Annotated in this window: 22 protein-coding genes and 1 tRNA gene; 14 read left to right on the top strand and 9 right to left on the bottom strand. The window is 42.5% G+C overall.

Annotated elements, in window-relative coordinates; genetic code table 11:
- Positions 1-161: 161 nt before the first annotated feature.
- The gene (locus tag H6G59_RS12045) at positions 162-1,385 is read right to left on the bottom strand and encodes a molybdopterin molybdotransferase MoeA (protein ID WP_190714708.1); all 1,224 of its coding nucleotides are present in this window, start codon (positions 1,383-1,385) and stop codon (positions 162-164) included.
- A 445-nt stretch (positions 1,386-1,830) separates the two neighbouring features.
- Here H6G59_RS12045 and H6G59_RS12040 point away from each other — a divergent pair, with 445 nt between their 5' ends.
- Positions 1,831-8,583: a Calx-beta domain-containing protein gene (locus tag H6G59_RS12040; RefSeq protein ID WP_190714706.1), complete on the top strand. Its 6,753-nt coding sequence runs from the start codon at positions 1,831-1,833 to the stop codon at positions 8,581-8,583.
- Between the two features lie 188 nt (positions 8,584-8,771).
- Here H6G59_RS12040 and H6G59_RS12035 read toward each other — a convergent pair whose 3' ends face one another.
- Positions 8,772-9,023 carry a hypothetical protein gene (locus tag H6G59_RS12035; protein WP_190714704.1) on the bottom strand — a complete coding sequence of 84 codons (252 nt, stop codon included), beginning with the start codon at positions 9,021-9,023 and terminating at the stop codon, positions 8,772-8,774.
- 194 nt (positions 9,024-9,217) lie between these two features.
- On the opposite strand from H6G59_RS12035, the gene H6G59_RS12030 reads away from it, so the two are divergent.
- From H6G59_RS12030 to H6G59_RS12005, 6 genes are all read left to right on the top strand, one after another.
- A complete protein-coding gene (locus H6G59_RS12030) occupies positions 9,218-9,775 on the top strand; it encodes an RDD family protein (RefSeq protein WP_190714701.1) in 558 nt (185 codons plus the stop codon).
- Between the two features lie 43 nt (positions 9,776-9,818).
- A complete protein-coding gene (rpmG, locus tag H6G59_RS12025) occupies positions 9,819-10,013 on the top strand; it encodes a 50S ribosomal protein L33 (protein ID WP_013193232.1) in 195 nt (64 codons plus the stop codon).
- 2 nt (positions 10,014-10,015) lie between these two features.
- The gene (rpsR, locus tag H6G59_RS12020; protein WP_016952137.1) at positions 10,016-10,231 is read left to right on the top strand and encodes a 30S ribosomal protein S18; all 216 of its coding nucleotides are present in this window, start codon (positions 10,016-10,018) and stop codon (positions 10,229-10,231) included.
- A gap of 225 nt (positions 10,232-10,456) precedes the next feature.
- A complete protein-coding gene (locus H6G59_RS12015) occupies positions 10,457-12,517 on the top strand; it encodes an RNB domain-containing ribonuclease (RefSeq protein WP_190714699.1) in 2,061 nt (686 codons plus the stop codon).
- Positions 12,518-12,835: 318 nt separating this feature from the next.
- Entirely contained in the window at positions 12,836-13,369 is a 534-nt protein-coding gene (locus tag H6G59_RS12010; protein ID WP_190714697.1) for a DUF192 domain-containing protein, read from the top strand.
- Positions 13,370-13,855: 486 nt separating this feature from the next.
- The gene (locus H6G59_RS12005) at positions 13,856-14,083 is read left to right on the top strand and encodes a DUF2949 domain-containing protein (RefSeq protein ID WP_190714696.1); all 228 of its coding nucleotides are present in this window, start codon (positions 13,856-13,858) and stop codon (positions 14,081-14,083) included.
- Positions 14,084-14,531: 448 nt separating this feature from the next.
- Here H6G59_RS12005 and H6G59_RS12000 read toward each other — a convergent pair whose 3' ends face one another.
- The 4 genes from H6G59_RS12000 to lpdA form a co-directional block, all read right to left on the bottom strand.
- Positions 14,532-15,683, bottom strand: a complete 1,152-nt coding sequence (locus H6G59_RS12000) for a pyridoxal-phosphate-dependent aminotransferase family protein (protein WP_190714694.1) — start codon at positions 15,681-15,683, stop codon at positions 14,532-14,534.
- 335 nt (positions 15,684-16,018) lie between these two features.
- Positions 16,019-16,267, bottom strand: coding sequence for a DUF5340 domain-containing protein (locus H6G59_RS11995; protein ID WP_190714824.1), 249 nt, complete (start codon positions 16,265-16,267; stop codon positions 16,019-16,021).
- Between the two features lie 229 nt (positions 16,268-16,496).
- A complete protein-coding gene (trpC, locus tag H6G59_RS11990) occupies positions 16,497-17,381 on the bottom strand; it encodes an indole-3-glycerol phosphate synthase TrpC (RefSeq protein ID WP_190714692.1) in 885 nt (294 codons plus the stop codon).
- 138 nt (positions 17,382-17,519) lie between these two features.
- The gene (gene lpdA, locus H6G59_RS11985) at positions 17,520-18,950 is read right to left on the bottom strand and encodes a dihydrolipoyl dehydrogenase (RefSeq protein WP_190714690.1); all 1,431 of its coding nucleotides are present in this window, start codon (positions 18,948-18,950) and stop codon (positions 17,520-17,522) included.
- A 215-nt stretch (positions 18,951-19,165) separates the two neighbouring features.
- Between lpdA and H6G59_RS27595 the strand changes: the two genes are divergently transcribed.
- Entirely contained in the window at positions 19,166-19,288 is a 123-nt protein-coding gene (locus H6G59_RS27595; RefSeq protein ID WP_277924629.1) for a hypothetical protein, read from the top strand.
- A 517-nt stretch (positions 19,289-19,805) separates the two neighbouring features.
- On the opposite strand, the gene H6G59_RS11980 is transcribed toward H6G59_RS27595, so the two are convergent.
- Together H6G59_RS11980 and H6G59_RS11975 are read right to left on the bottom strand one after the other, a co-directional pair.
- The gene (locus H6G59_RS11980; protein ID WP_190714688.1) at positions 19,806-19,955 is read right to left on the bottom strand and encodes a hypothetical protein; all 150 of its coding nucleotides are present in this window, start codon (positions 19,953-19,955) and stop codon (positions 19,806-19,808) included.
- Between the two features lie 141 nt (positions 19,956-20,096).
- A tRNA-Ser gene (locus H6G59_RS11975) sits at positions 20,097-20,183 on the bottom strand.
- A gap of 101 nt (positions 20,184-20,284) precedes the next feature.
- Here H6G59_RS11975 and H6G59_RS11970 point away from each other — a divergent pair.
- Together H6G59_RS11970 and H6G59_RS11965 are read left to right on the top strand one after the other, a co-directional pair.
- A complete protein-coding gene (locus H6G59_RS11970) occupies positions 20,285-20,659 on the top strand; it encodes a 2Fe-2S iron-sulfur cluster-binding protein (protein WP_127056358.1) in 375 nt (124 codons plus the stop codon).
- Between the two features lie 48 nt (positions 20,660-20,707).
- Positions 20,708-21,262 carry a thermonuclease family protein gene (locus H6G59_RS11965; protein WP_190714686.1) on the top strand — a complete coding sequence of 185 codons (555 nt, stop codon included), beginning with the start codon at positions 20,708-20,710 and terminating at the stop codon, positions 21,260-21,262.
- 62 nt (positions 21,263-21,324) lie between these two features.
- Here H6G59_RS11965 and H6G59_RS11960 read toward each other — a convergent pair whose 3' ends face one another.
- Positions 21,325-21,489 (bottom strand): hypothetical protein, encoded by a 165-nt coding sequence (locus tag H6G59_RS11960; RefSeq protein WP_190714684.1) that lies wholly within the window; start codon positions 21,487-21,489, stop codon positions 21,325-21,327.
- Positions 21,490-21,502: 13 nt separating this feature from the next.
- On the opposite strand from H6G59_RS11960, the gene H6G59_RS11955 reads away from it, so the two are divergent.
- The 4 genes from H6G59_RS11955 (at position 21,503) to H6G59_RS11940 (ending at position 24,848) form a co-directional block, all read left to right on the top strand.
- Positions 21,503-22,312: an inositol monophosphatase family protein gene (locus H6G59_RS11955; protein ID WP_190714682.1), complete on the top strand. Its 810-nt coding sequence runs from the start codon at positions 21,503-21,505 to the stop codon at positions 22,310-22,312.
- Between the two features lie 97 nt (positions 22,313-22,409).
- The gene (locus H6G59_RS11950) at positions 22,410-23,345 is read left to right on the top strand and encodes a J domain-containing protein (protein ID WP_190714680.1); all 936 of its coding nucleotides are present in this window, start codon (positions 22,410-22,412) and stop codon (positions 23,343-23,345) included.
- Complete coding sequence (locus H6G59_RS11945; RefSeq protein ID WP_190714678.1) at positions 23,345-24,556, top strand: ATP phosphoribosyltransferase regulatory subunit; 1,212 nt, start codon at positions 23,345-23,347, stop codon at positions 24,554-24,556. The genes H6G59_RS11950 and H6G59_RS11945 overlap by 1 nt, the downstream gene beginning before the upstream one ends.
- Before the next feature lie 64 nt (positions 24,557-24,620).
- Positions 24,621-24,848 carry an indolepyruvate ferredoxin oxidoreductase subunit alpha gene (locus tag H6G59_RS11940; RefSeq protein WP_190714676.1) on the top strand — a complete coding sequence of 76 codons (228 nt, stop codon included), beginning with the start codon at positions 24,621-24,623 and terminating at the stop codon, positions 24,846-24,848.
- Positions 24,849-24,962 lie beyond the last annotated feature (114 nt).

Here is a 24,962-nt window from a genome sequence, read left to right as displayed (position 1 = left end):
CGGGTTTCCCGGCATAGAGCAAGTGGCGTTCACCAAAGGTGTGCCGGAGGCATCACCCCGAAGGGGTGACAGGTGACAGGTGACAGTAAAAAGGGAATAGGGAATAGAGCAAAAAATTAATTCTTTCTCCTGACTCCTGACTCCTGACTCCTGACTCCTATTTATAATTGCAAAACGAAAACTTCCTCCCCAGCAGAAACCAAAGACTTACCCACAGGTAAGATCGCCAAAGCATTAGTTTGAGCTAAATTAATTAAATTACCAGAACTATCATTACCCTGGGCTTTGTGAAATTGATAAACACCATTTACCAGATGTAACTTACCCCAAATATAAGTTTCCATCTTGCCATGAGATTGTAGTTCGGAGTGCGATCGCACCTTTAAAGATTTCCCTTCCCAACCTTTAGCAAGTCCCGCCAGCTTTTTAATCGTCGGTTGCACAAATCTCCAGCAAGTCACCAAAGCAGCCACAGGATTTCCCGGTAAACCAAAATATAGTGAATTGGGGAAAGTTGCAAAAGTCAGAGGTTTTCCCGGACGCATTTGCACAGCCCGAAAATGGATTTTTGCACCCAGTGATTCTAAAATCTTTTCTATGTAGTCATAATCACCTACAGACACGCCACCAGAAGAAAGAACAATATCAGAATTAGCGATCGCATACTCTATAATTTCTTTTAAAGCCGTAGGATCATCCTTAACAATTCCTAAAAGTAACACTTCTGCCCCAAGTTCACGCACTAAAGTTGCCAAAGCAAACTGATTAGAATCAACAATTTGCCCTGATTGCAACGGTTCTTCCGGCATCACCAACTCATTACCGCTAGAGAAAATCGCCACACGCGGACGACGGAAAACACTGACTTGATCACGCTGTGCAGCCGCTAGAACTGCAATCTCCGACGCAGTTAAACTAATACCTGCTGGTAAAAGTTCGCTTCCTGCTTTGTAAAAATCTCCCTTATGTCTGACAAACTCTTGCGGTTGAGGTGCAGCAAAGATAGAAACGCGGTTTTCTTGCCGATGAGTCTTTTCCTGCATAATTACTGTATCTGCACCAGCTGGCATCACCGCACCTGTGAAAATTCGTGCAGCTTGTCCTGAGTTAATAGTAACTTGGGGTTTATATCCTGCGGGAATTTCTGCCACAACTTCCAAAATAATTGGTTTTTCAGCCCTAGCTTGCTGCACATCTGCATAACGTACAGCATAACCATCCATTGCCGAATTATCCCAATGGGGAAAATCCAAAGCACTAATTATTGGAGTTGCCAAAATGCGATTATTTGCCATCAATAAATCGACAAATTCTATATCCCGCTGGTTATCCAACGGTTGCACAGCATTTAAAATAGTAGCTTCTGCATCTCTGACTGACAGCATAGTGAATAATTACCGTTTTGTATAAAGTAAATCTTAAGTAGGGTGTGTTATGGCTTTAGCCTAACGCACCATATTATAGTGGTTTTCAGATCACTGAGGTACAGTTTTTCATCGCCAAACCCGTAGGGGCGGGGTTTCCCCGCCCTCGATCTTCCCCTCGATGGTATTGCTTCTCTAAAATAGGCATTTTGAATTTTTAATAGTTTAATGTGTTTTATATCGCATAAATAAATTTATGTAAAAATACTATGTTTTTTATCTAAAGCCAATATCTTCTTCGTATAAAAGTAGTATGCTTTTTATTAATGAGATTTGCTGCAACAGTAAGTCACTCGAAACGAGTCTACTCTATTTATTTCTTAAGTATCTAGACTAGATTAATAATTAATTAATCCCAACATTAAGCGTAAATATACTGATTTAATCATTTAGGAGACTTCACTCAATGGCTACTATTTCCTGGAAAACCGCAGCTAACGGCAACTGGAGTACTGGTACTAACTGGAATACAGGTATCATCCCAGGTTCGGCAGATATAGCTCAAATCACCATTGGTGGCACTTACAGCGTTCTCTTAGATATCGACAGAACTCTAGCAGGTTTAACTCTCGGTACAACCACAGGAACCCAAACCCTCGATCTCATCAATGGTAATACCTTAACCTTGAATGGTGCGAGTACCGTTAGTAACAATGGTGTTTTAAATCTGGCAAACGGAACCGTAAATGGCACAGGTACTTTAACAATTGCCAGCAAACTCAACTGGAGTGGTGGAAAATTAACCGGCACAGGCAAAAAGACCGTCAGTGGCACATTGAATCTGAGTAGCTATCAAGAGTTAGACGGAACAACTTTAGAAACCAAAGGTGCAACCGTTTGGACAGGGAATGGTGCATTCTATGCTTCCAACGCTGCAATTTGGAACAATACCAGCACTGGAACCATTGACTTACAGGGAGATGCGGATTTTTATCAAAACGGTGGCAATCAATCTACCTTCAACAACGCTGGTACACTGACTAAATCCAACGGCACAACCACAGAAGAATCCTATATCAGTGGTATCTTCAACAACACTGGTACAGTCCAAGTTAAGCAAGGGACTTTAAGGCTGGGTGGAGGAGGAACTAATACTGGTAGTTTCAGTATTGATGCCGGAGCTACTTTAAAGCTGAATTCTGACTACAACTTTAATACAGGTAATACTCTCACTGGTGCAGGTAATTTCAACATTGAAAGTGGAACAACTACAGTTGCCGTTGCTTCTACTTGGTCAACCCCAGCAGTCACGGTAATTGGAGGAACCCTGACAGGAGCAGGTGCTTTAACAATTGCCAGCAAACTCAACTGGAGTGGTGGAAAATTAACCGGCACAGGCAAAAAGACCGTCAGTGGCACATTGAATCTGAGTAGCTATCAAGAGTTAGACGGAACAACTTTAGAAACCAAAGGTGCAACCGTTTGGACAGGGAATGGTGCATTCTATGCTTCCAACGCTGCAATTTGGAACAATACCAGCACTGGAACCATTGACTTACAGGGAGATGCAGATTTTTTCCAATACAATGGCACTCAACCCACTTTCAATAATGCCGGAACTTTCACCAAATCCAATGGCACAACCACAGATGAATCCTATATTAGTGGACTCTTTAACAACACAGGCACAGTCCAAGTTAAGAAGGGAACATTAAATCTGAATGGAGGAGGAAATAATAGTGGTAGTTTCAATATTGATACCGGAGCCACTTTAAAAATTACTAATAACACCTACAACTTTGATACAGGCAATAGCATTAATGGTGCAGGAAACTTCAACATTGAAGGTGGAACAGTCACAGGAATTTTCAATGTCACTAACAAACTAAACTGGAGTGGTGGTACATTAACTGGCACAGGGAAAAAGACCATCAGTGGTACATTAAACCTCAGTAATAATCAAACCCTAGACGGAACCACCCTAGAAACCACAGGTGCAACTATCTGGACTGGCAATAGCTATTTGTATGCTATAAATGGCGCAATTTGGAATAATACCAGCACCGGAACCATTGACCTCCAAAGTGATGCGGATTTTTCCCCCTTCACTGGCACTCTATCCACTTTCAATAATGCTGGTACATTTACCAAATCTAACGGCACAACCACAGATGAATCCTACATTGGTGGCATCTTCAACAACACTGGTACAGTCCAAGTTAAGAAAGGGACATTAAGATTTATAGGAGGTTATACTCAGACAGCCGGAACGACTAGCCTTAGTGGAGGTAATCTCACCTTTGATTACAACAGCCCTCTTAACCTGCAAGGTGGAAACCTCACAGGAATCGGAACTATCACAGGTAATGTTAACAATAGCGGCGGTCAAGTTAATCCTGGTAATACCATCGGTACACTCAACATCACTGGTGATTACAGCCAAAGTGGTACAGGAACACTCAACCTAGAATTAGGAAGTGCTGCCAGTTTTGATAAATTCAACATTACCGGTGCAGCAGATGTAGGTGGTATCCTCAAACTGAATTTAACCGGTGGCTATACACCCACCATTGGTACTAAATTCACAGTTTTAACCTATGGTTCTGCCACAACCAAGAGCTTTAATACCATTCAAGGCATAGACATTAGCAGTAGTCTCGCCTTTGCGCCAACTTCCACAGGTAAGAACTTAATCTTAGAAGTAGTAGACCAAGTTAAGGATTTAGGGGCGATAATCTTCTCCAGTCCTCAATCAGTCACCGACTTTGTAGGTGATACAGACCTATTTGATTTTTATCGCTTTAATGTCACCACAACCGGCAATGTCCAACTTAAACTTACCAATTTGACATCTAATGCCAATGTTTGGTTAGTTGATGGATTAGGTCGTACTCTTGCCCAAGGTATTAAAGCCGGAACTGCTGATGAAGTTGTAAGTTCCTTCGTTGATGCAGGAACCTATTACGTCAAAGTTTTCCGACCTGCTGCTGGGAATAATGCCAACTACACTTTACAAGTTGCTGCCTCAACCAATCCCTGGCCAGTACAGAATGGTGGAGTTTATGATGATTACGTAAATAGTGTCAGCAACGATAGTACAGGCAATGTTTACGGAACTGGTTACGGCTACGATTTTGACCACGGTAACATTGACGCAGGTATTGTTAAATATAACCCTGATGGCACTCAAACCTGGTTTCAACAATTCACCTCAACCGGCAATGATTATGCCTTTGGCGTAGGTAACGATAGTGCAGGTAACGTTTACGCCACTGGTTACACAGACGGTAGTTTTGCAGGTAGTACCCTTCAGGGATCTTCTGATGTCTTTATTACCAAATACAATACCAATGGTACACAAGCTTGGGTCAAACAATTTGGTACAGCCGCTGATGATTATGCCTATAGTACAAGTGTTGATGGTAATGGCAATAGTTATATTGTCGGCAAAACCTGGGGTACTTTTACTGGTAATACCACTCAGGGAGCCTATGATGCTTTTATCGCCAAATACGACACCAATGGTACACAAACTTGGGTAAAACAGTTTGGTACAAGTTCTGACGAAGAAGCAACCAGCGTCATTCTTGATGGCAGCACCAACACCATCTTAGTTACAGGCGATACCTCTGGTAGTTTTGCTGGCAGTACCAACTTGGGAGGTACAGATATATTTGTTAGCAAATATGACACCAATGGTACACAAACCTGGGTGAAACAACTTGGTACAAACAACTACGACTATTCCACTGGCGTTGCCAGCGATAGCACAGGTAACATTTATGTAACTGGATATACCTCCTATGGTGCTTTTGCTGGTAATACCAATAAAGGTGCTGAGGATGGCTTCTTAGCAAAATACAGTTCTACTGGAACTTTAGCATGGGTGAAACAGTTTGGTACAACAGGTCAAGATTTTTCCCAGGAAGTTAAAACCGATAGCGCAGGTAATATCTATGTAGTTGGTAACACCAGTGGTACTTTTACAGGTAATACCAGTGTGGGTGGTTGGGATAACTTCATTGCTAAATACAACAGCAGTGGTACTCAACTCTGGGTAAAACAGTTTGGCACAACTTCCACTGATGAAGCCGTAGGTCTAAGTCTTGATAATCAGGGCAATATATACGTTAGTGGACGTACTTATGGCAGTTTCCCCACCTACACTAATCAGGGTGGCAGTGATGGTTATATAGCCTTATTCGATACCAATGGTAATCAGTTATCAGTTCCCATCACCTCAACAGTTGTTCTCCCTAGTATTACCCTAGCTGTATCTCCTGCCAGTGTTACCGAAGATGGAACTGCCAATCTGGTTTACACCTTTACCAGAACAGGTGACACTACCAATGCCTTAACCGTTAACTATGGTGTGGGTGGAACTGCCACTTTCAACACAGACTATACCCAAACAGGTGCAGCAAGTTTCACAACCACAACAGGAACTATTACCTTTGCCGCAGGTAGCAGTACAGCAAATTTAACCGTTGACCCCACCGCAGATACCACCGTTGAAACTGATGAAACCGTGGCTTTAACTTTAGCCACAGGTACAGGTTACACCATTGGTACAACCACTGCGGTAACAGGAACTATTACCAATGATGATGCTGTTGCGGCTCTTCCTACAATTACCGTTGCTGCTACCGATGCTAGTGCTGCTGAAACAGCTACAGGGGCGACAGCTAACCCAGGAGTCTTCACCCTAACCAGGACAGGAGATACAAGTCAAGGGTTAACGGTGAACTACACTCTAGGAGGAACAGCAACTAACGGTACTGACTACAGCAATCTTGCCGGAACTGTTACCTTTGCCGCCGGAAGTAGCACTACCCCCGTCACAGTAACACCTATAGATGACAGCATCTTTGAAGGTACAGAAAGCGCCATTCTTTCCTTAGCCACTGGTACGGGGTACACCCTTGGTACAGCTAAGAGTGCCACTGTCAACATTGCCGATAATGACCTCCCCATCATTACTCTAGCCGTATCTCCTGGTAGTGTGACTGAAGATGGCAGCACCAATCTGGTTTATACCTTTACCAGAACAGGCAGCACAGCGGCTGCCCGCACTGTCAATTTTACTGTCGGTGGAACTGCCACTTTTAACACAGACTATGCTCAAACAGGTGCAGCTACCTTTACTACTACAGCCGGAACTATTACCTTTGCAGTCGGTAGCAGCATAGCAACTTTAAACGTTGACCCGACAGCAGACACCACCGTTGAATCTGATGAAACCGTAGCGTTAACTTTAGTTTCAGGTACAGGTTACACCGTTGGTACAACTACAGGGGTGGTGGGTACTATTACTAATGATGATGTTGTTAGTCTTCCCACTATTACCCTAGCTGTATCTCCTGCCAGTGTGACAGAAGATGGAACTGCCAATCTGGTTTACACCTTTACCAGAACAGGTGACACTACCAATGCCTTAACCGTTAACTATGGTGTGGGTGGAACTGCCACTTTCAACACAGACTATACCCAAACAGGTGCAGCAAGTTTCACAACCACAACAGGAACTATTACCTTTGCCGCAGGTAGCAGTACAGCAAATTTAACCGTTGACCCCACCGCAGATACCACCGTTGAAGCTAATGAAACTGTAGAAGTCATTTTAGCCACAGGTACAGGCTACACTGTTGGCACTACCACTGCTGTAACGGGAACTATTACCAATGATGATTTACCCGTTATTACCGTTGTTGCTAGTGATGCTACTGCTGGGGAAACAGCTACAGGGGTGACAGCAAACCCAGGAGTCTTTACCCTGACACGGACAGGAGACATAAGTGTAGCTTTAAATAATGTCAAATTTACCCTGACTGGAACTGCTACAAACGGTACAGACTATTCCAGTTTACTCACTAGCGTGAACTTTGCTGCAGGTAGCAGCACAGCAAATGTTACGGTTAATCCCATTGATGACAACATTTTTGAAGGAACAGAAACTGTCATCCTCACTTTAGCGACAGGTACAGGGTACACTTTTGGCACTACTAACAAAGCAGGAACGGTGAATATTACGGATAATGATACTCAACCTATCATTAACCTCAGTGCCAACCAAACCATCGTTGAAGGTAACACCAGTCCTCAAAATGTCACCTATACCGTTACTCTCTCCAACCCCAGCAGTAAATCTATTACGGTCAATTATGCGACTGCCAATGGTACAGCTATAGCAGGTTCAGACTATACCAGCACTACCGGAACATTGACTTTTGCGGCTGGTGCTACTACTAGCCAAGAGATCAATATTCCCATTCTCAATGATTCTCTCAATGAAGCGGATGAAACCTTCACTCTCACCCTGACTAGTTCGACTAATGCTACTCTTGGTACTGTAAAAACTGCAACTACGACTATAACTGATACCCTAATTGCTGCCGACACTACTATCCTACCTGCTGGTGTGGAAAACCTGACTTTAATAGGTACTGCAACTATCAACGGTACAGGTAACGTAGGTAATAACGTCCTTACAGGCAATAGTGCTAATAACACTCTGACTGGGTTGGGTGGTAATGACACTTATGCTTTTGTTGCCAATTCTGCTTTAGGAACGGATACGATTACAGAAACAACAACCGAGGGAACGGATACTATTGACTTTACTGGCACAAATGCTGCTGTGAATGTAAATTTAGGTGTTGTTACTTCCCAGACGGTTAATAGTAATCTCAAACTTGTTCTTTCTGCTAATAATGTGATTGAAAATGCAACAGGTGGTGCAGGTAATGACCGTCTGACGGGTAATAGTCTCGATAACGTGCTTGTTGGTGGTGAAGGCAATGATCAACTGCAAGGATTAGCAGGAAATGATATTCTCTGGGGAGGACTAGGCGATGATATTCTCAATGGTGGAGTTGGTAATGATCAATACCGCTTCCAAGGCAATGGAGTATTTAGCACTAGTTTAGGCGTTGATTATATTACCCAATTTGATCAAGGACAAGACAAAATTGTTCTAAGTAAAACGACCTTCAATGCCATTACTAATACTGTCGGACAAGCTTTAACTAATTTTGCAGTTGTCACTGATGATGAGTTGGTGAATGCAAATGCTGCTCGGATTGTTTATAGTCAAAGCACTGGTAGTTTATTCTATAACCAGGATGGTAATGTTCTGGGTGCAGCAGCAGTGTTTGAGTTTGCACGTATCGGGAATCTTGATATTACCCTTACTAGTAGCGATTTTAGTTTGATTGCTTAGTTTTTTGTAGGGATTATGGTGGGTTACGCTGTCGCTAACCCACCCAACTTTAAGATTTATCTCGTTCCCAGTCTCTGACTCTTAATGCTATCATAGAGGCTCTGACTCTACTGTTAGGAGGAAGGCAGAGCCTTCTAGAATTCATTCCCATACTCCGTATGGGAACGAGAAACGAGAAACGAATACTATCAAACTAAATCCTTCACACTAACAATTCCCTCAGCACACCACGCTTCTAATAGCCATTTTTTAGATTGCTGATCAAGTGCTGGTAAAATGCGGAAATTAAAAACATCCTGCCAAACTTCAATGTTATTCTGGGCAACAAAGGTTCTTTCCAATTCCTTAAATTGTAGATAATCACGATCATTAATAGCAATCAGCAGAGGAATAATTGTGCTGATTGAAATTTGAGTAGCAGCTATGCCTATAGATGTCATTGTGGGTAATCCTCAAAAATACAAATAAATGGTAGAGACACCTGTTCAGTATTGATGATGTTAACCAACCGCTGATCTTTGCTTGTGGCAACTTCCAAACAGACTCATGCAACAAGTACTTAAATTATCGCTTTAATATTAAAAAGAAGGGCAATAAATAATTCCCTACACCTAAACATAAACACTTATTGTGTATGACTATAGTTAAAGTCCCGCAAAAACACTACCCCAAGGCAGAAATTATTCGCCGGGGTATGGCACTGGGGATAGATTTTCTTGGTGTCTGGTTAGTCAGTTCTTTACTGGGAAATGGTAATATCGGGATACAATTTGTCCAAATCTTTGTTTTTATCTTCACTTGGCTAGTTTTACGAGTGCTAGTGGTGTACAACAATCAGGGACAAAGTTTAGGGCGTTGGGCGTTTGATTTAAAAATTTTAGAAATTCAAAACGGGCAAATAGTCGGCAGAATCCCCCAATTGCAGGCATTATTGCAGCGAGAAGGAATAATTTGCCCTTGTGCCTTGCTACTCTCCATTGGGTTGAGCAATATAATGGCTAATCCCACTGCTATACTGCTAGTGCTTCCTCTAGCAATTGACTGTGGCGCCGCCTTGTCTGATACTCAAATGCGGCAGGCTTTCCATGACCGCTATGCTAAAACTATAATCGTTTCCTCGCGGCGTGGCTATTCGCTGGATTTAAAAATTAAGCGAATAGTTGAAAAAGTGCAGCGAAATGTGAGAAGATAGTCATTTGTGTTAAATCTCTCCAGGCTTTACTGTTTGTAAGATTATGGCTAAGAGTAAAGGTGCCCGCATAATAGTGACACTAGAATGCACCGAGTGTCGTACTAACCCAGACAAGCGTTCTCCAGGCGTTTCTCGCTATACCAGCACCAAGAACCGTCGGAACACCACTGGCCGCTTAGAACTGAAAAAGTTCTGTACCCACTGTAACAAACACACTGTTCACAAGGAAATTAAGTAAAGATGAGTTATTATCGTCGTCGCCTGTCGCCCATTAAGCCAGGAGAACCCATCGATTATAAAGATGTTGATTTATTGCGTAAATTTATCACCGAGCGTGGTAAAATTCTACCTCGGCGGATTACTGGGTTGACATCTCAGCAACAGCGCCACCTGACATTGGCGATTAAACGCTCTCGAATTGTGGCCTTGTTGCCATTCATTAACGCAGAAGGCTAAGAAGATTTTGGATTTTGGATTTTGGATTTGAGGAATAATCCAGAAAAAGTAACGTTGGCAATATTTATTAAACGTTTCTTTGAGTCCAAAATCTAAAATTTGATTAAAAGTAAAGGAATGTATAATAGCATTCCCAATTTCAAATCGTCAGATTGGGGATTAGATAGTAATTATTTAATCCAAAATCTAAAATCTAAAATCTAAAATTATTAAAGTGCGAGAGTTGTGGACAAGGGGACGCTAGTTGAATTTAGGGTTCAAGGCGATAGCCGTCTAGGAGTAGTAGATCGTCCTGACGGCAAGACCCGTTGGTTTGTAGTAGATGAACGAGGACAATCCCACAGCCTCGCGCCTCGACAAATAACTCATACAGTTAACGGACAAACTTACAAGCCCTCGGAAATTGCCAACTTTTTAGAACAAGTCAAGCCTTACTTAGATCCATCTAGCTTGGAAGTAGCTTGGGAATTGCTGGTGGAAGATGGAGAAACAGTCACCCCCAGCCAAATGGCAAATCTGCTTTTTTCAGAATCAGATGCACCTCAGTGTTATGCCGCTCATTGTTTGTTATCAGAGGACAAACTCTATTTCAAGCAAAAAGGCGATGCTTACGAACCGCGTACCGCTACACAAGTAGCAGAACGCAAACACCAGATTGAAGTAGAAACCCAAAAAGCTAAGGGACAGCAGGAATTTTTAGCGCGTGTAGAACAGGCACTCAAGGGTGAACCCGTAGAATGGCAACGCCATGACCGCCAGCGCTTAGAAGCACTGGAAAAATACGCGGTGTTACTGGCAGACATAGTGCGAACAGGGGTAAACTTCGACTCTTTAGCTCGTGCGTATCCCCCCGGTGTACCAGTTTTAGAAACTATGAATATGCTGGGACGGTCTGCTACACCCCAAGCAGCCTTTCAACTGTTGATAGACATAGGTTGGTGGAATACCCATGAAAACCTGTTCCTGCGTCGTTCTTCAATTCCCGTTCAGTTTCCCAACAAGGTATTAGAAGTGGCGCAACAACGCTTAGATTTTCCCCCAACTGACTTAGATGTAAATCGTTTGGATCTGACTCATCTGAAGGTATACACAATCGATGATGAAAGTACTACCGAGATAGATGATGGATTGAGTTGGGAATTACTACCAGATGGTCGGGAGCGGCTGTGGGTACATATTGCTGACCCCACTAGGTGGTTAATGCCAGAAGATGATTTAGATTTAGAAGCCAGAAAGCGGGGGAGTACAGTTTATTTACCAACGGGGATGATTCCCATGTTTCCGGAGGTATTAGCCACTGGCCCCATGAGTTTGGTACAGGGGAAAATTTGTTGCGCTCTCAGCTTTGGGATTGTTTTAGATCAAAGTGGATCTGTAGAAGATTACCGCATTCATCCTAGCTTGATGAAGCCAACTTATCGCCTCACCTATGAAGATGTAGACGAGATGTTGGAATTGGGAGTAGAAGCAGAACCAGAAATTGCTGCGATCGCTAATTCTGCACAACGGCGGAAAGCTTGGCGGTATAATCAAGGAGCCATCAGCATCAATATGCCAGAAGCGATGATCAAAGTCAAAGACGATGATATCAGCATTGACATTTTAGATGATTCCTTATCGCGGCAGTTGGTAGCAGAAATGATGATTCTCGCCGGAGAAGTAGCGGCGCGTTACGGTCAAACACATAATATACCTTTACCATTTCGCGGACAACCCCAACCAGAATTACCCCCAGAACAAGAATTACTGCAACTTCCTGCCGGGTTTGTTCGTTCCTGTGCTATGCGTCGTTGTATGCCCAAAAGTGAAATGAGCATTACACCTGTGCGCCATGCTGGTTTGGGTTTAGATACCTACACCCAAGCAACTTCCCCTATTCGTCGTTACAGTGACTTACTCACCCACTTCCAACTCAAAGCTCACTTGCGAGGCGAAGTTTTACCCTTCTCCGCTGAACAACTCAAAGAAGTGATGATGACTGTCACCAGTACCACCCAAGAACTAACAATGGTGGAGCGGCAGACTAATAGGTATTATGCCCTAGAGTATTTACGCCGTCATCCTCAGCAAGTATGGCAAATCACAGTCTTGATGTGGCTGCGCGAAGATAGCAACTTGGCATTAATCTTACTAGAAGATTTAGGCTTACAGCTGCCAATGGTCTTCAAGCGTTCTGTGAATTTGGGTGAACAATTGTTAGTTAAAGTTAGTCTGGCAGATCCGCAGAAAGATATGATTCAGTTTCAAGAAATAATTTATCAAGAAGCTCAGTCAGCCGCCAATTAAGTCGGGGACACGGCGATTGGGAGACGCGGTGACGGTGGGACGCGGTGAGTAGGAGACACGGGGACGGTGGGACGCGGAGAGTTTGTTTGATCAGCAATTAAGTAGACTAAAACCCTCTTTCCCTCTGCTCCCTGCTCCCTTGCCTCTTTTGACACCGAAGATGTAAAATTTCCCATTCTCTTATAAGGGTGGGATTTTTCATATGATGTTGATCACCAAAAAATAACTCAAAATAGCTCTCTATTTTGCGAAAATTTCTGTAAAATCGAAGTCTAAATTACAAAAACCGCAAATTAAAATTTGAAATATGAATAGCTTATGTTTCGTTGGCTAAGTTTGTTTTCTATATTCCTGAGTGTTTTGCTGATAGGGTGTTCTCCACCAACCGCAGCTAACACTCCTACTAATACACCACATTCGCAAGTGCAAAGACCAGCGTCTCCCGGTCAAAATCTGCCAATTTCAGCCCAAGCCACTCTTCCTCAAGGAACAAAAATTAAGTTAGAAGTAGCGCGAACGCCAGAAGAGCAAATGATGGGGCTGATGTATCGACCTGCTTTACCAGACGACCAGGGTATGCTGTTTGTTTTTCCCTCAGCGCAACCTGTAAGTTTCTGGATGAAGAATGTACCTGTGGCCTTGGATATGGTCTTTATGGAAAATGGGAAAGTCAAGTATATACAAACCGCTGCACCTTCCTGTAATCGTGAGCCTTGTCCCACCTATGGGCCTGGGCCTAAGGTACCTATAAACCAAGTGATTGAACTTCGAGCAGAACGAGCTAAAGAATTAGGCTTGAAAGTAGATGATAAAGTTAAAATTGAGTTTTTAAATCCTGGTACTTCTCAGTAGCCAGAACGTGGTTGCTTACTTTGTGAAGGAACTATAAAGTTTTAATGAAGATATTTTTGTAAAAAAAATATTACGTAGAATAGTTAAATTTACAGTTAAGAGGTTAATATTTACCAGTGGCGCTAATAACATCAAACTTTTTTGTTTCCCAGATACAATCCTCATCTTTGCGTCCTAGTTAGAATACCAATCCCAGAGTTCATGCAAAAATCCTCCCTTTGACGTAAGTGTAACTAGTCGTCAATAGAGGAGTATAGGCTATGAAATCTTTTTAACTCCATGTGTGATCACATAAAGCACAGAAAAGTACACAAGATTCAGATTGGGGTAAACCAGGGGAAAAGAGGGTTTTTATTTCTCCAAAACTCTGGGAAAAATTGCTCCTAGGAGAATAATAAATCACCTGTGCTGAGGTATTTATCAATTAACAGCATAGTGACACATAAAATACTGGCTACATAATACTCAGAAATAAGGAACAGATAGATGATAATACACTCTACTCAAGGAGGTGAGATAAAAATGGCACCATCAAGATATTCTCGATTGATTAATTTTCTCCAAGAAGATTTGGCAATTTCCACAGCTTCTCTCGCTGTAGCGCTGCGTCACCGTGAGCAAGACCCAGGTTCTTTAACTATGATTCTTTGGCAATATGGGTTTATTACTCTAGAGCAGTTAGACCAAATTTATGATTGGCTGGAAACGGCATAAGTAAGGAATTCAAATTTAAAAAATCCATTGTTAGTAATACCAAAAAATAAGAATGATGGCGACAGATGGATCTACAGAATTCAGATATAGAAAGGAATTCCAATCCAAAATCTAAAATCCAAAATCTAAAATGGTATGACTGTATGCAAATTAAATGTGGAACGGTTGAGCTACTTCAGGAGAATTGAGGTATGTCAAATCGACTCTGCCCAGTGCAAAGTTTGATAGATGGAAAAATTTACTTTGAGCGTTTTTACTTATTGACATCCAAAATAAAAGGGCGAGTTAAACAAATAACTCGCCCTTTTATTATTAGGAGTTAGGAGACGCTTCGCAGACCTATGGCTTACGCCACGCTGCGCTATCGGTTCAGGAGTCAGGAGTCAGGAGTCAGGAGTCAGAAGGAAGAAAAGTAAAATCTTCCCAATGCCCAATGCTCAATCAAACACTATTGTCCAAAAACTCTTGCCGCAGCGGCTACACCTGCACCAGAATTGAAGTTTTCACGGCCAAGTTCTAAGAGAACTACTTCCAGTGAGGCTATACAACTGAGGATATCGCGATCGCTCACAAAACCCAAGTGACCAATTCGGAAAATCTTATTACTCAGATGGTCTTGACCACCAGCTAAAGCAATATCAAACCGTTTTTTCATCAATGACCGAATTTTATCCGCTTCAATTCCTGGGGTTGCTACGGCTGTAATTGCTGGACTCGCACATTCATCAGCTGCAAACAATGGTAAATTTAAGGCTTTCATTGCTGCACGGGTAGCATTTTTCTGCCGTTCATGGCGAGTAAAGATTGATTCCAAACCTTCTTTTTTCATCATCCCCAAAGTGGTGTGTAATGCCACCATTAAGTTAACTGGGGGAGTAAAAGGAGTTGTATTTTTAGCAGTAGCTTTGCGATATTTACCTAAATCTAAATAATATTTTGGCAACTTCGCAGTTTTGTAAGCTTCCCAAGCTTTAGGACTGACAGAAACAAATCCTAAACCGGGAGGAATCATGTAGCCTTTTTGGGAACCAGAAGCGACTACATCTAAACCCCAAGCATCTACAGGTACATTGTAAGCACCTAAACTGGTGACAGCATCAACAATAATTAAGGCTTGACCATGTTCTTTGACGTGGCGGTTGATGGCTTCTAGGTCGTTAATTACACCCGTTGAGGTTTCGCTGTGGGTGATAATTACAGCTTTGATTTCCTTGTTGGTGTCTGCTTGCAACTTTTCGGCAAATTTGTCTGGGTCTAGGGGTTGTCCCCATTCTGCGGTGACAGCTTCCACATTTAATCCAAAAGCTTGACCAACTTCTACCCAACGTTCACCAAATTTACCATTAGAACCAACTAAAATGCGATCGCCGCTTGAAAGGAAATTAATTATCCCAGCTTCCACTGCACCAGTACCGCTAACATTCAGCATTAGCACATCACTTGCAGTTTGATGCAGCCATTTGAGGTTTTCTGTCACCTCACCCATCATGTTGCTAAATTCACTGGTACGATGACCAATAGGATGCTTGGCTAAAGCCAGTAAAGCCGCTTCTGGAACCGGAGTGGGACCAGGAATCATCAACATCAACTTGTCGTCCATTATCTCTATCCTAAAAGTCAAATAAAAGTCAAATTTGTGTGGGGATGGTTAAATCTGATGGCAAATTTTAGATATTCATCTACTCACATCTTGCTCCAGTCGAAAATCACCGCTACACTTGCTCTCACCCACTTGAGTGAGTTTGAAACCAAACCAGTCATCAGTTTATGGTAGCTGAGAGAGTGACAGAATAATTACTAATTCGTAATTAGTAATTCGTAATTAAGAGGGTACAAGCCCTCACCCAAATCTACTATGTGGTGGTCTAAAATCAGTGGAGGGTACAAGCTCCCAATGATTGCAACTAAGAATTACTTCGACATATTCAGTAGGTATCAATCAGGAGTAATGACTTTTTCTCCAAGATGATTAAGTGACCAACGATGATCAACTGCGACAGCAGAAGCTTGACAAATTTCCTCTAATCGCTTCTGTTGCGCCGCAGCTTTTCGCATGGTAATAATTAGCTGACTGACCTGATGCCGTAAATCTTGGTTTTGATTTACTGCGCTCATGGTTTGCTTCTCTAAAAGTTGAAGTATCAGTTCATAATGGATAGGTGCAGGTAGAGGAAGTTGCTCCATGAAGTTAGTTTGAGAGTGCTTTTTTTGAGATTTCATCTTACTCAGAGTGTATCTCTTGTCCCCTAAATTGTTACATAGGAAACAAAGATTGGTCATTGGTCATTGGTCATTGGTCATTGGGAATATTTTATCTTTCTTCCTTCTGACTCCTGACTCCTGACTCCTGACTCCTGACTCCTGACTCCTGACTCCTGACTCCTGACTCCTGACTCCTGTTTCCTGACTCCTGTTATTTACCAAAAAGATTAGTAATTGCCAATTTCGGATCTGGTTGTTTTACTAAAGACTCACCAATCAGCACTGCTGAAGCGCCTGCTGTTTCCACTACAATTAAATCATCTGGGTGATGAAGTCCTGATTCACTAACTACGAGAATATTTTTTTCCTGCAATTGGCTACCCCTTTCTTTCAGTAGTTGACAGGTAGTTTGCAAGTCAACAGAAAAATCTTCTAGATTGCGATTATTTATACCAACTAAAGAAACACCATCTAAGGCTAAAACTCGGTCAAGTTCTTCTAAACTATGAACTTCTATCAAAGCTGCCATTTTTAGCTTGTTAGCAATTTTGACAAAGTATTGTAAATGTTGATCACTGAGAATTGCGGCTATTAATAAAATCGCATCTGCACCATAAATTCGAGCCAGATACATTTGATAAGGATAAATGATAAATTCCTTACATAGCAAAGGCAAATCTACGGCAGCACGAACTAAAGATAAGTTCTCAAAACTACCTTGAAAAAACTTAGTATCTGTGAGTACAGAAAGACAACTAGCACCACCTGCTTGATAAGATTGGGCGATCGCTACTGGGTCAAAATCTGCACGTAAAACTCCTTTACTAGGAGAAGCTTTTTTCACTTCAGCAATCAGTGCAGGTTTGGTTTTACCTTGACGGAGTGCAGCGATAAAATCACGACTTGGGGGTGCAGAAACCAGCTTTTTTTGCAATTCTGCCAAAGGCTGCCTTTCCCGCATTTGCTCAACTTCTATCTCTTTTTGCCAAACAATTTCCTCCAAAATATTATTTGGTGTGGAATCTGGAATAGCTATCTGATAGCGCAAAATAGAAACATCAATAGCCTGACTAGGTGAACGACGACGGATTTGCATTTTGGGGACTGGGGACTGGGGACTGGGGACTGGGGACTGGGGACTGGGGACTGGGGACTGGGAAGAGAAGCAGGGGAAGCAGGGGAAGAATATTGAACTTTTACCTCTTGCCTTCTGCCTCCTGCCTCCTGCCTTCTTCTAGCTTGCGATCGCTCTTTTATAAGCTTCATCCAGCACTTCTGATAGTGTAGGATGGGCGTGAACCAAATGAGCAAGCTTCTGCACAGATTGACGATTAGCAACTGCGGCTGAGGCTTCGTGAATCAAATCTGAAGCGTGTAATCCGAAAATATGCACACCTAAAACTTCACCCGTATCTTGACGGTAAATCACCTTAGCAATCCCATCAGCTTCGTTTTCTGCCAAAGCTTTAGAATTACCCTTGAAATAACTCTTACTAGTAGCAATTTCAAAACCTTCAGCTAAACCCAATTCTTGGGCTGCTGTTTCCGTTAAACCCACATAACTAACTTCGGGATGAGTAAAAGCGGCTGCGGGAATGCTGCGATAGTCTACTTTTTTGCCTTTACCCAGGATATTGTCTACAGCCACAATACCTTGACCAGAAGCCGCGTGTGCCAGCATCATCTTCCCATTTGCGTCGCCAATAGCCCAGAGGTGGGGGACAACTTCACCATCTGAGAGTACCGCCATACTGTCGTTAACGGGGATAAAATTCCGTTTATCCAGTTCCACACCCACAGAATCTAAACCAAGATTTTTGGTGGCGGGAATGCGTCCTGTAGCTACCAAGCAAGCATCAACTTCCAAAACCTCTATATCTTCTTTAGTTTGGAAATCTGCTAACTCAATCACCACGGGAGAACCGGGAATGATTCTTTTGGCGTATATTCCCACTTTGGTTTCAATGTCGCGGGGAGCGATTAAAACCCGTTCTGCCAGTTTAGCAATGTCGCGGTCAAATCCTGGCATTAACACATCTAGGGCTTCAATCATCGTCACTTCACAGCCCAAAGCGGTGTAAATATCAGAAAATTCCAAACCGATATAACCACTACCAATAATTGCTATCCACTGGGGTAAGGATTCTAATTTTACCCCTTGGTCACTGGTAAAGACAGTTTTACCGTCTACTTCAATTCCGGGAGGAACGAAAGGAACAGAACCGGGACAAAGAATGATATCTTGAGCCGTGATGGTTTTTTCACCGTTATCTGTAGTGACAGAGACTTTTTGTGTCCCTGCGACTTTTCCCCAACCGCGAATGATATCGACTCCCAAACGTTTGAGACTGTTGGTTAAATCCCCTTGAATTTTAGAAACAAGATTATCGGCATGATTAGCGATCGCTTGCCGATCAAATTCTACATTACCAACTTGAATTCCCAAAGATTTCAGGTGGTGGGCGTTGCGTAACTCCCGCACCCTTCCCGAAGCCGCCAGCAGCGCCTTAGAGGGAATACAGCCCCGGTTGACACAAGTTCCACCCATGTCTGCTGCTTCGATAATCGCCGTTTTCAGACCGTAGTTAACAGCGTGTAGGGCTGCGCCATGTCCACCTACACCTGCGCCAATAATCACTAAATCGTAATCAAACTCAGAACTCACGTTAGTCTCCCCGTTTTTTTAGCCTACTTGTTTTTAACTGTATATCCCCTCTGTTTAAACATTTCAGCCGGTGCGTTAGTGTTCAGAATGGGGATGACTGGGTAAAATTATAGTTATATTTGGATAATGGGTTTTTAATGACACTGTGCAATTTTAGCGGATTTTCCCATATTTTTGAGTTCGGTACAGCTGATGTGTTGAGTAATTGCTGTAGAATGCCGATACTTAGCTTATATGTATGTTGCGGCATTGCCGACTTGTTTGCCACTGCCGTAGGAACAGACTACTATGCTGAGTCATCTGTTGGCGAATTCGCTCTATCTACCAAGCCGTCTTAGAGGATGTTTGAAAAGTGAAATTGTAGGGTGGGTAAAGCCCTTGCGGGCATGGCTTTGCTAGAGCGACAGCGTAACCCACCATTAAGCATCAATATTCATGGTGGGTTACAGCGCACAATAATAATTATCTCATATCCTCCCATGATTATTTGTTGCGCCTAACCCACCCTACAAACTTATTCTATTTGGGTGAAAATCTACCCAATGTTTGATATTTTATACACTCTTTCCATTGTTATTCAATTCTTGTATAACTAGAGTCTCGGAAGGAGATGTAGCTACTAATCTCATGTTAATATAGGCATCCGATTTGATTCTTGAATAGATATAAGTATTTGTAGGGTGGGCAATGCCCACCCTACGTATATTTCAAAAATCAAATATTAGTCCTATATCAACTATTATTTTGTTGTTATCAAAACTTATATTCGCTTTCTTAACTAAACTTTTGCGTAAGTCCTAATCAGGTTAAGTCCTTACATAGTAGGGGATTCAAGAATCAGAAAGCATATTTTTATTAAATCTTTGATGCTATTTTAGCAAAACCTAGTTGTATCAAGTGTTTTAGGTATTTTTTAGTATTAATTTGTCCAATATCAGTAATCAATTCTTGAGCAAAAGGATATTGTTCAGCTATCATTGCTGTTTTGATGTTTGTTGTCATCATATGACCTTAGCGTAAATAACATTTTACAAAAAGCCGTAATTAAAGTTTCTGTACTTGCTGATTATTTACCGTATAAAAAATTGACCCAGAATGTTTGTATCAATCCGGGTCAACTGAAAATATTTAAACCTGTTTCAGAAACGGAGAGGGAGGGATTCGAACCCTCGTATACATTTCTGCATAACAGACTTTCCAGGTCTGCGCCTTCAACCACTCGGCCACCTCTCCAGGTGCCATGAATTCCAATAATAAAACAAAAACCCAAAAAATGCAAATATTAAACAAGATATTTTTACAATAAATCTAAAATCCCCCATTCCCACCCAAAAATGAAGAAGGTTCAGACCCACACAATTAGAGTACACGATCGCGCAACCGGCACATCATACACCCTGCAAGTCCCAGAAGACCGCTATATTCTCCACACAGCCGAACACAATGGCGTAGAATTACCCTTCTCTTGCCGCAACGGGGCTTGCACCACTTGCGCTGTCAGAGTCATCTCTGGAGACATTTACCAACCAGAAGCCATTGGACTATCCCCCGACTTACGCCGCAAAGGTTACGCTTTGCTATGCGTCAGTTATGCCCGTTCTGACTTGGAAGTAGAAACACAAGACGAAGATGAAGTGTATGAACTCCAGTTTGGGCGCTTTTTTGGCAAAGGCAAAATCAAAGCGGGTTTACCCTTAGATGAAGACTAGAGGCAAAAGATGAAGATTGTGGCAGGGTGCAGATACTTACTGAGTAGAATGGCGGCTTTAAAGAGGGGTTTTAGCATCTTGGCGCAAAAAATAGCAATATTATCTTGCTTGTGGTTGTTGGTAAGTTGCCAAGGCAAAAATCAACCTACCAACATTCCGGCTGAAGTGAAAGTAGCGCGGGTTGTCAGTGGACAAACCTTGGAAGTACTAGGTATGGCAGAACAACCCAATTTAATTTCTCCTCTGCGGTTAATTGGTTTAGAAGCGCCAGATTTACGTCAGCGTCCTTGGGGAGAAGACGCTAAAGAAGTTCTAGGTAGTTTGATTGGTGGTGCAGATAAACCAGTTAAGCTGGAGTTGGACTTAGAAGCCAAAGATCAATTTGGGCGAACTTTAGCCTATGTGTGGAAAGATCAGGTGTTGTTAAATGAAGAAGTACTGAAACAAGGGTATGCTCTATTTGTAGCGCGATCGCCCAATCACAAATACGACGAGCGCCTAGAACGCGCCCAACAATGGGCTAGACTCATGGGCAAAGGAATCTGGAACCCAGACAAACCCATGCGTCTGACTCCTGGTGAATTTCGCCGTCTTTATCGTTGAATAGTGAACAGGGGGAGGGAGAGACGCAGGGACACGGGGACACGGGGACGCGGAGAAAATGACTAATGACCAATGACCAATGACCAATGACCAATGACCAATGACCAATGACCAATGCCCAATGACCAATGACCAATGACTAATGACCAATGACCAATGACCAATGACCAATGACCAATGACCAATGACCAATGACCAATGACCAATGACCAATGACCAATGACCAATGACCAATAACCAATGACTAACTTACAAAATTTTCTAGATATTGCTACTGAAGCGGCTTTAAGTGCTGGTGTGATCTTACAGGATTATTTAGGTAAAGTAGAAGACGCAATTACCGAAAAAGGACGACCAGGTGATTTAGTTACCGCAGCTGATAAAGCTTCCGAAAAGGTGATTTTAGAAATTTTGCATCGCCATTTTCCCCAACATTCTATCCTCGCAGAAGAATCCGGGAAACTCGGAAACCAAAATAATGAATACCTGTGGGCAATTGATCCTTTAGATGGTACAACCAACTACGCCCATCAATATCCTTGTTTCGCAGTTTCCATTGGCTTGTTTATTAATGGTGTATCGCAAGTAGGTGTAATTTATGACCCTTTCCATAACGAACTTTTCCGAGCGGCTGCCGGCTTAGGTGCAACGCGCAACCGCCGTCCTATAAGGGTTTCTCAAACTACTGAATTGAGCAAAAGCCTGTTGACTACGGGATTTGCTTATGACCGTCGAGAAACATCAGACAACAACTACGCAGAATTCTGTCATCTCACCCATCTTACCCAAGGCGTGAGACGTGGCGGTTCAGCATCTTTAGATTTGGCTTATGTTGCCTGTGGCCGTGTTGATGGTTATTGGGAAAGAGGAATTGCACCTTGGGATATTGCTGCTGGTATAATTTTATTAGAAGAAGCAGGGGGTAAAGTTACTGCCTACGACAACAGTCCTTTCCAAATCGATTCCGGTAGAATACTGGCAACTAATGGTTATATTCATAACAGCCTGAGTCAGGAATTAATAAAAGTTAGCCCTCTTGCAGCTTGGTAATCAAAGACAATGATCAAGAACTGATAGCTAAACCTTATAGGTAGGGTAAACTAAGAAAAATTGCTGTTTGGGTGCAACACGCAACACTTGTATTATTATGCCTTTAAAATTAGATTGCGGACTATTTAAATATGATTTCATAGATTACCATGCAATTTTGTGTGTGCCAATTGATGCGGATGCCAAAGAAGTTCGCAAACGCTATCTCAAAATTGCTCGGCGCTTGCACCCAGATAGTTCTACTGTGGTCGGTGAAACAGACAAACAAATAGCCCATGAATTGTTATCTAAGCTGGTTAATCCAGCATATGAAAAACTATCTGTAGAACGCAATCGGGCAGAATATACCTTAGTTTTATCGCAAATAGGTAAGCGTCTGGGACAAGGATCAGGATCAGTAGATCTCAACACAGATGTAGCCAAGGAATTAGCGATCGCACCGAATATAGACCTATTGTACAAAAATCAGATCACTAAAATTGCCACAACTCAATTTGATGAATTGCAGCAAGCAAGCCGAATAATTGGCCAAATTAGTGAATTAAATTTAGTCTACCTGATGCGGAAATCAGGGCAGTTAATCATCCAGCCCCAATTACCTAACGCCAGTCCCCCCAGGACAAATCTAGCGCCACCAACACCGCCACCACCACCGCCTAAAGAAGACTCAGCTGTGGAACAGTACGTCCGTCGCGCTCAAACTTTACTTCAAAAAAACCAATTTGCCCTAGCCAAAGTAGAATTGCAAGATGCCTTGAGGCTAGAGCCGAGAAATAGTCGTTGCCATAGCTTGATCGCAATGGCATATTTAGGGGAAAATCAGCTGCGAATGGCAAAAATTCACTTTGACAATGCACTGAAATTAAATCCTCAAGACAAATTGGCTTTGGAATGGAAACCCAAAGTAGACAAGGCTTTAGGCATTAAACCCAGTGCTACTCAGGTGAATTCATCTCCTAATAGCGGAGATAAGCAACCAGATAAGTCTGGAAGTGGCGGTTTGTTTGGTGGTTTGTTTGGTGGGAAAAAATAATGGTGTATCAACCAGCAGCGGGAGCTAGGGATTTACTCCCTTTAGATGTGGCTCAAAAACGCTGGATTGAAGATAGGTTACAACAAGTATTTCATCGTTGGGGATATCACAGGATTATTACCTCAACTTTGGAACGCATGGATACTTTGATGGCGGGTGAAGCAATTCAGCGCCAGATGGTCATTGAACTGCAAAGTGGGCAAAATGAAGAATTGGGCTTACGTCCAGAACTCACAGCTTCTATTGCCCGTACAGTGGTTACTCGCATGGCTGGGGCGACTTATCCCCAACGGCTGTATTACAATGCCAACGTATTTCGCCGCAACTGGGAAAAGCGCCATAATCGTCAGCAAGAATATTATCAAGCTGGGGTGGAATTGCTAGGATCAGGTGGGTTACTGGCAAATGCTGAAGTGTTATTGTTGGTAGCCAATTGTTTAGCAGCTTTAGATTTGCAGGGCTGGCATTTAATCTTAGGTGAAGCAGGAATTACTCGCTCCCTACTCAATGCTTTTCCTGGCAATTTGCAAAGTAAGGTGAGGAGTGCGATCGCACATCTTGATCGCATTACAATAGATACTCTACCTCTCGATGACGAACTCCGCGAACGTGCCAGAATCATGCTGGATTTGCGCGGTAATAGTGCAGATGTCTTGGCCAAAGTCAGCAGCTTAGATCTAGACTCCGAGCAGCAACAGGCGGTAAATAATCTCAAATCTCTAGTAGATTTACTAGAATCAGCCCGCAAATTTCCCTTAATTCTCGACTTGAGTTTGATTCAAACTATTGATTATTACACAGGTATTGTGTTTGAAGTAGTCAGTGATACAGATGGTCAAGCCAAGGTTTTAGGGCGTGGTGGTCGTTATGATCAACTTTTGGGGCTATATCATCCCCAAGGGGAAAACATTCCCGGTATTGGTTTTGAATTGAGCATTGATGATTTATACCAAACTCTTGTATCAACTCAGCAATTACCTCAGAATATACCCGCAAGTAATTGGTTAGTAGTACCAGAAAGCAAAACGGCTGAAGCGGCGGCTTTTGCTTACGCCCAGAAGTTACGAGATACTCCTGAGTTAGTGCGAGTAGAAATTGACTTGGGGGGAAGAGATACAGAGGCTATCCGTCAATATGCAAGCGATCGCTCTATCGCCCAAATCGCCTGGATTAAAGCGGATGGTACAACGACAATTGAAGCAGTAGGTTAACAGATAACATTACAAATTGTTACGCTAAAAACTACTGATTCATTAAAGAGAGGGAATCGATAAAATGCCACATACAATTGTGACTGAAGTTTGTGAAGGCGTGGCTGACTGCGTAGTAGCTTGTCCTGTAGCTTGCATTCATGAGGGCCCAGGTAAAAACGTCAAAGGCACCGATTGGTACTGGATTGACTTTGCTACCTGTATCGACTGTGGCATCTGTTTACAAGTTTGCCCTGTAGAAAATGCAATTCTGGCAGAAGAACGCCCTGAATTGCAAAAAACACCCTCTTAGGTGACTGGGGACTGGGGACTGGGGACTGGGGACTGGGGACTAGGGAAATAAATAACCCAATTACCAATTTCTAGTTCCTTGTTCCTACTGACTAATAACTAATGACTAATGACT

Origin of the sequence: Anabaena lutea FACHB-196 (genome assembly GCF_014698305.1) — a bacterium.
In the GTDB taxonomy this organism is placed as follows: domain Bacteria; phylum Cyanobacteriota; class Cyanobacteriia; order Cyanobacteriales; family Nostocaceae; genus Anabaena; species Anabaena lutea.
Note: the sequence above shows the minus strand (reverse complement) of the source record. Positions and strands in the feature narration are given on the sequence as shown.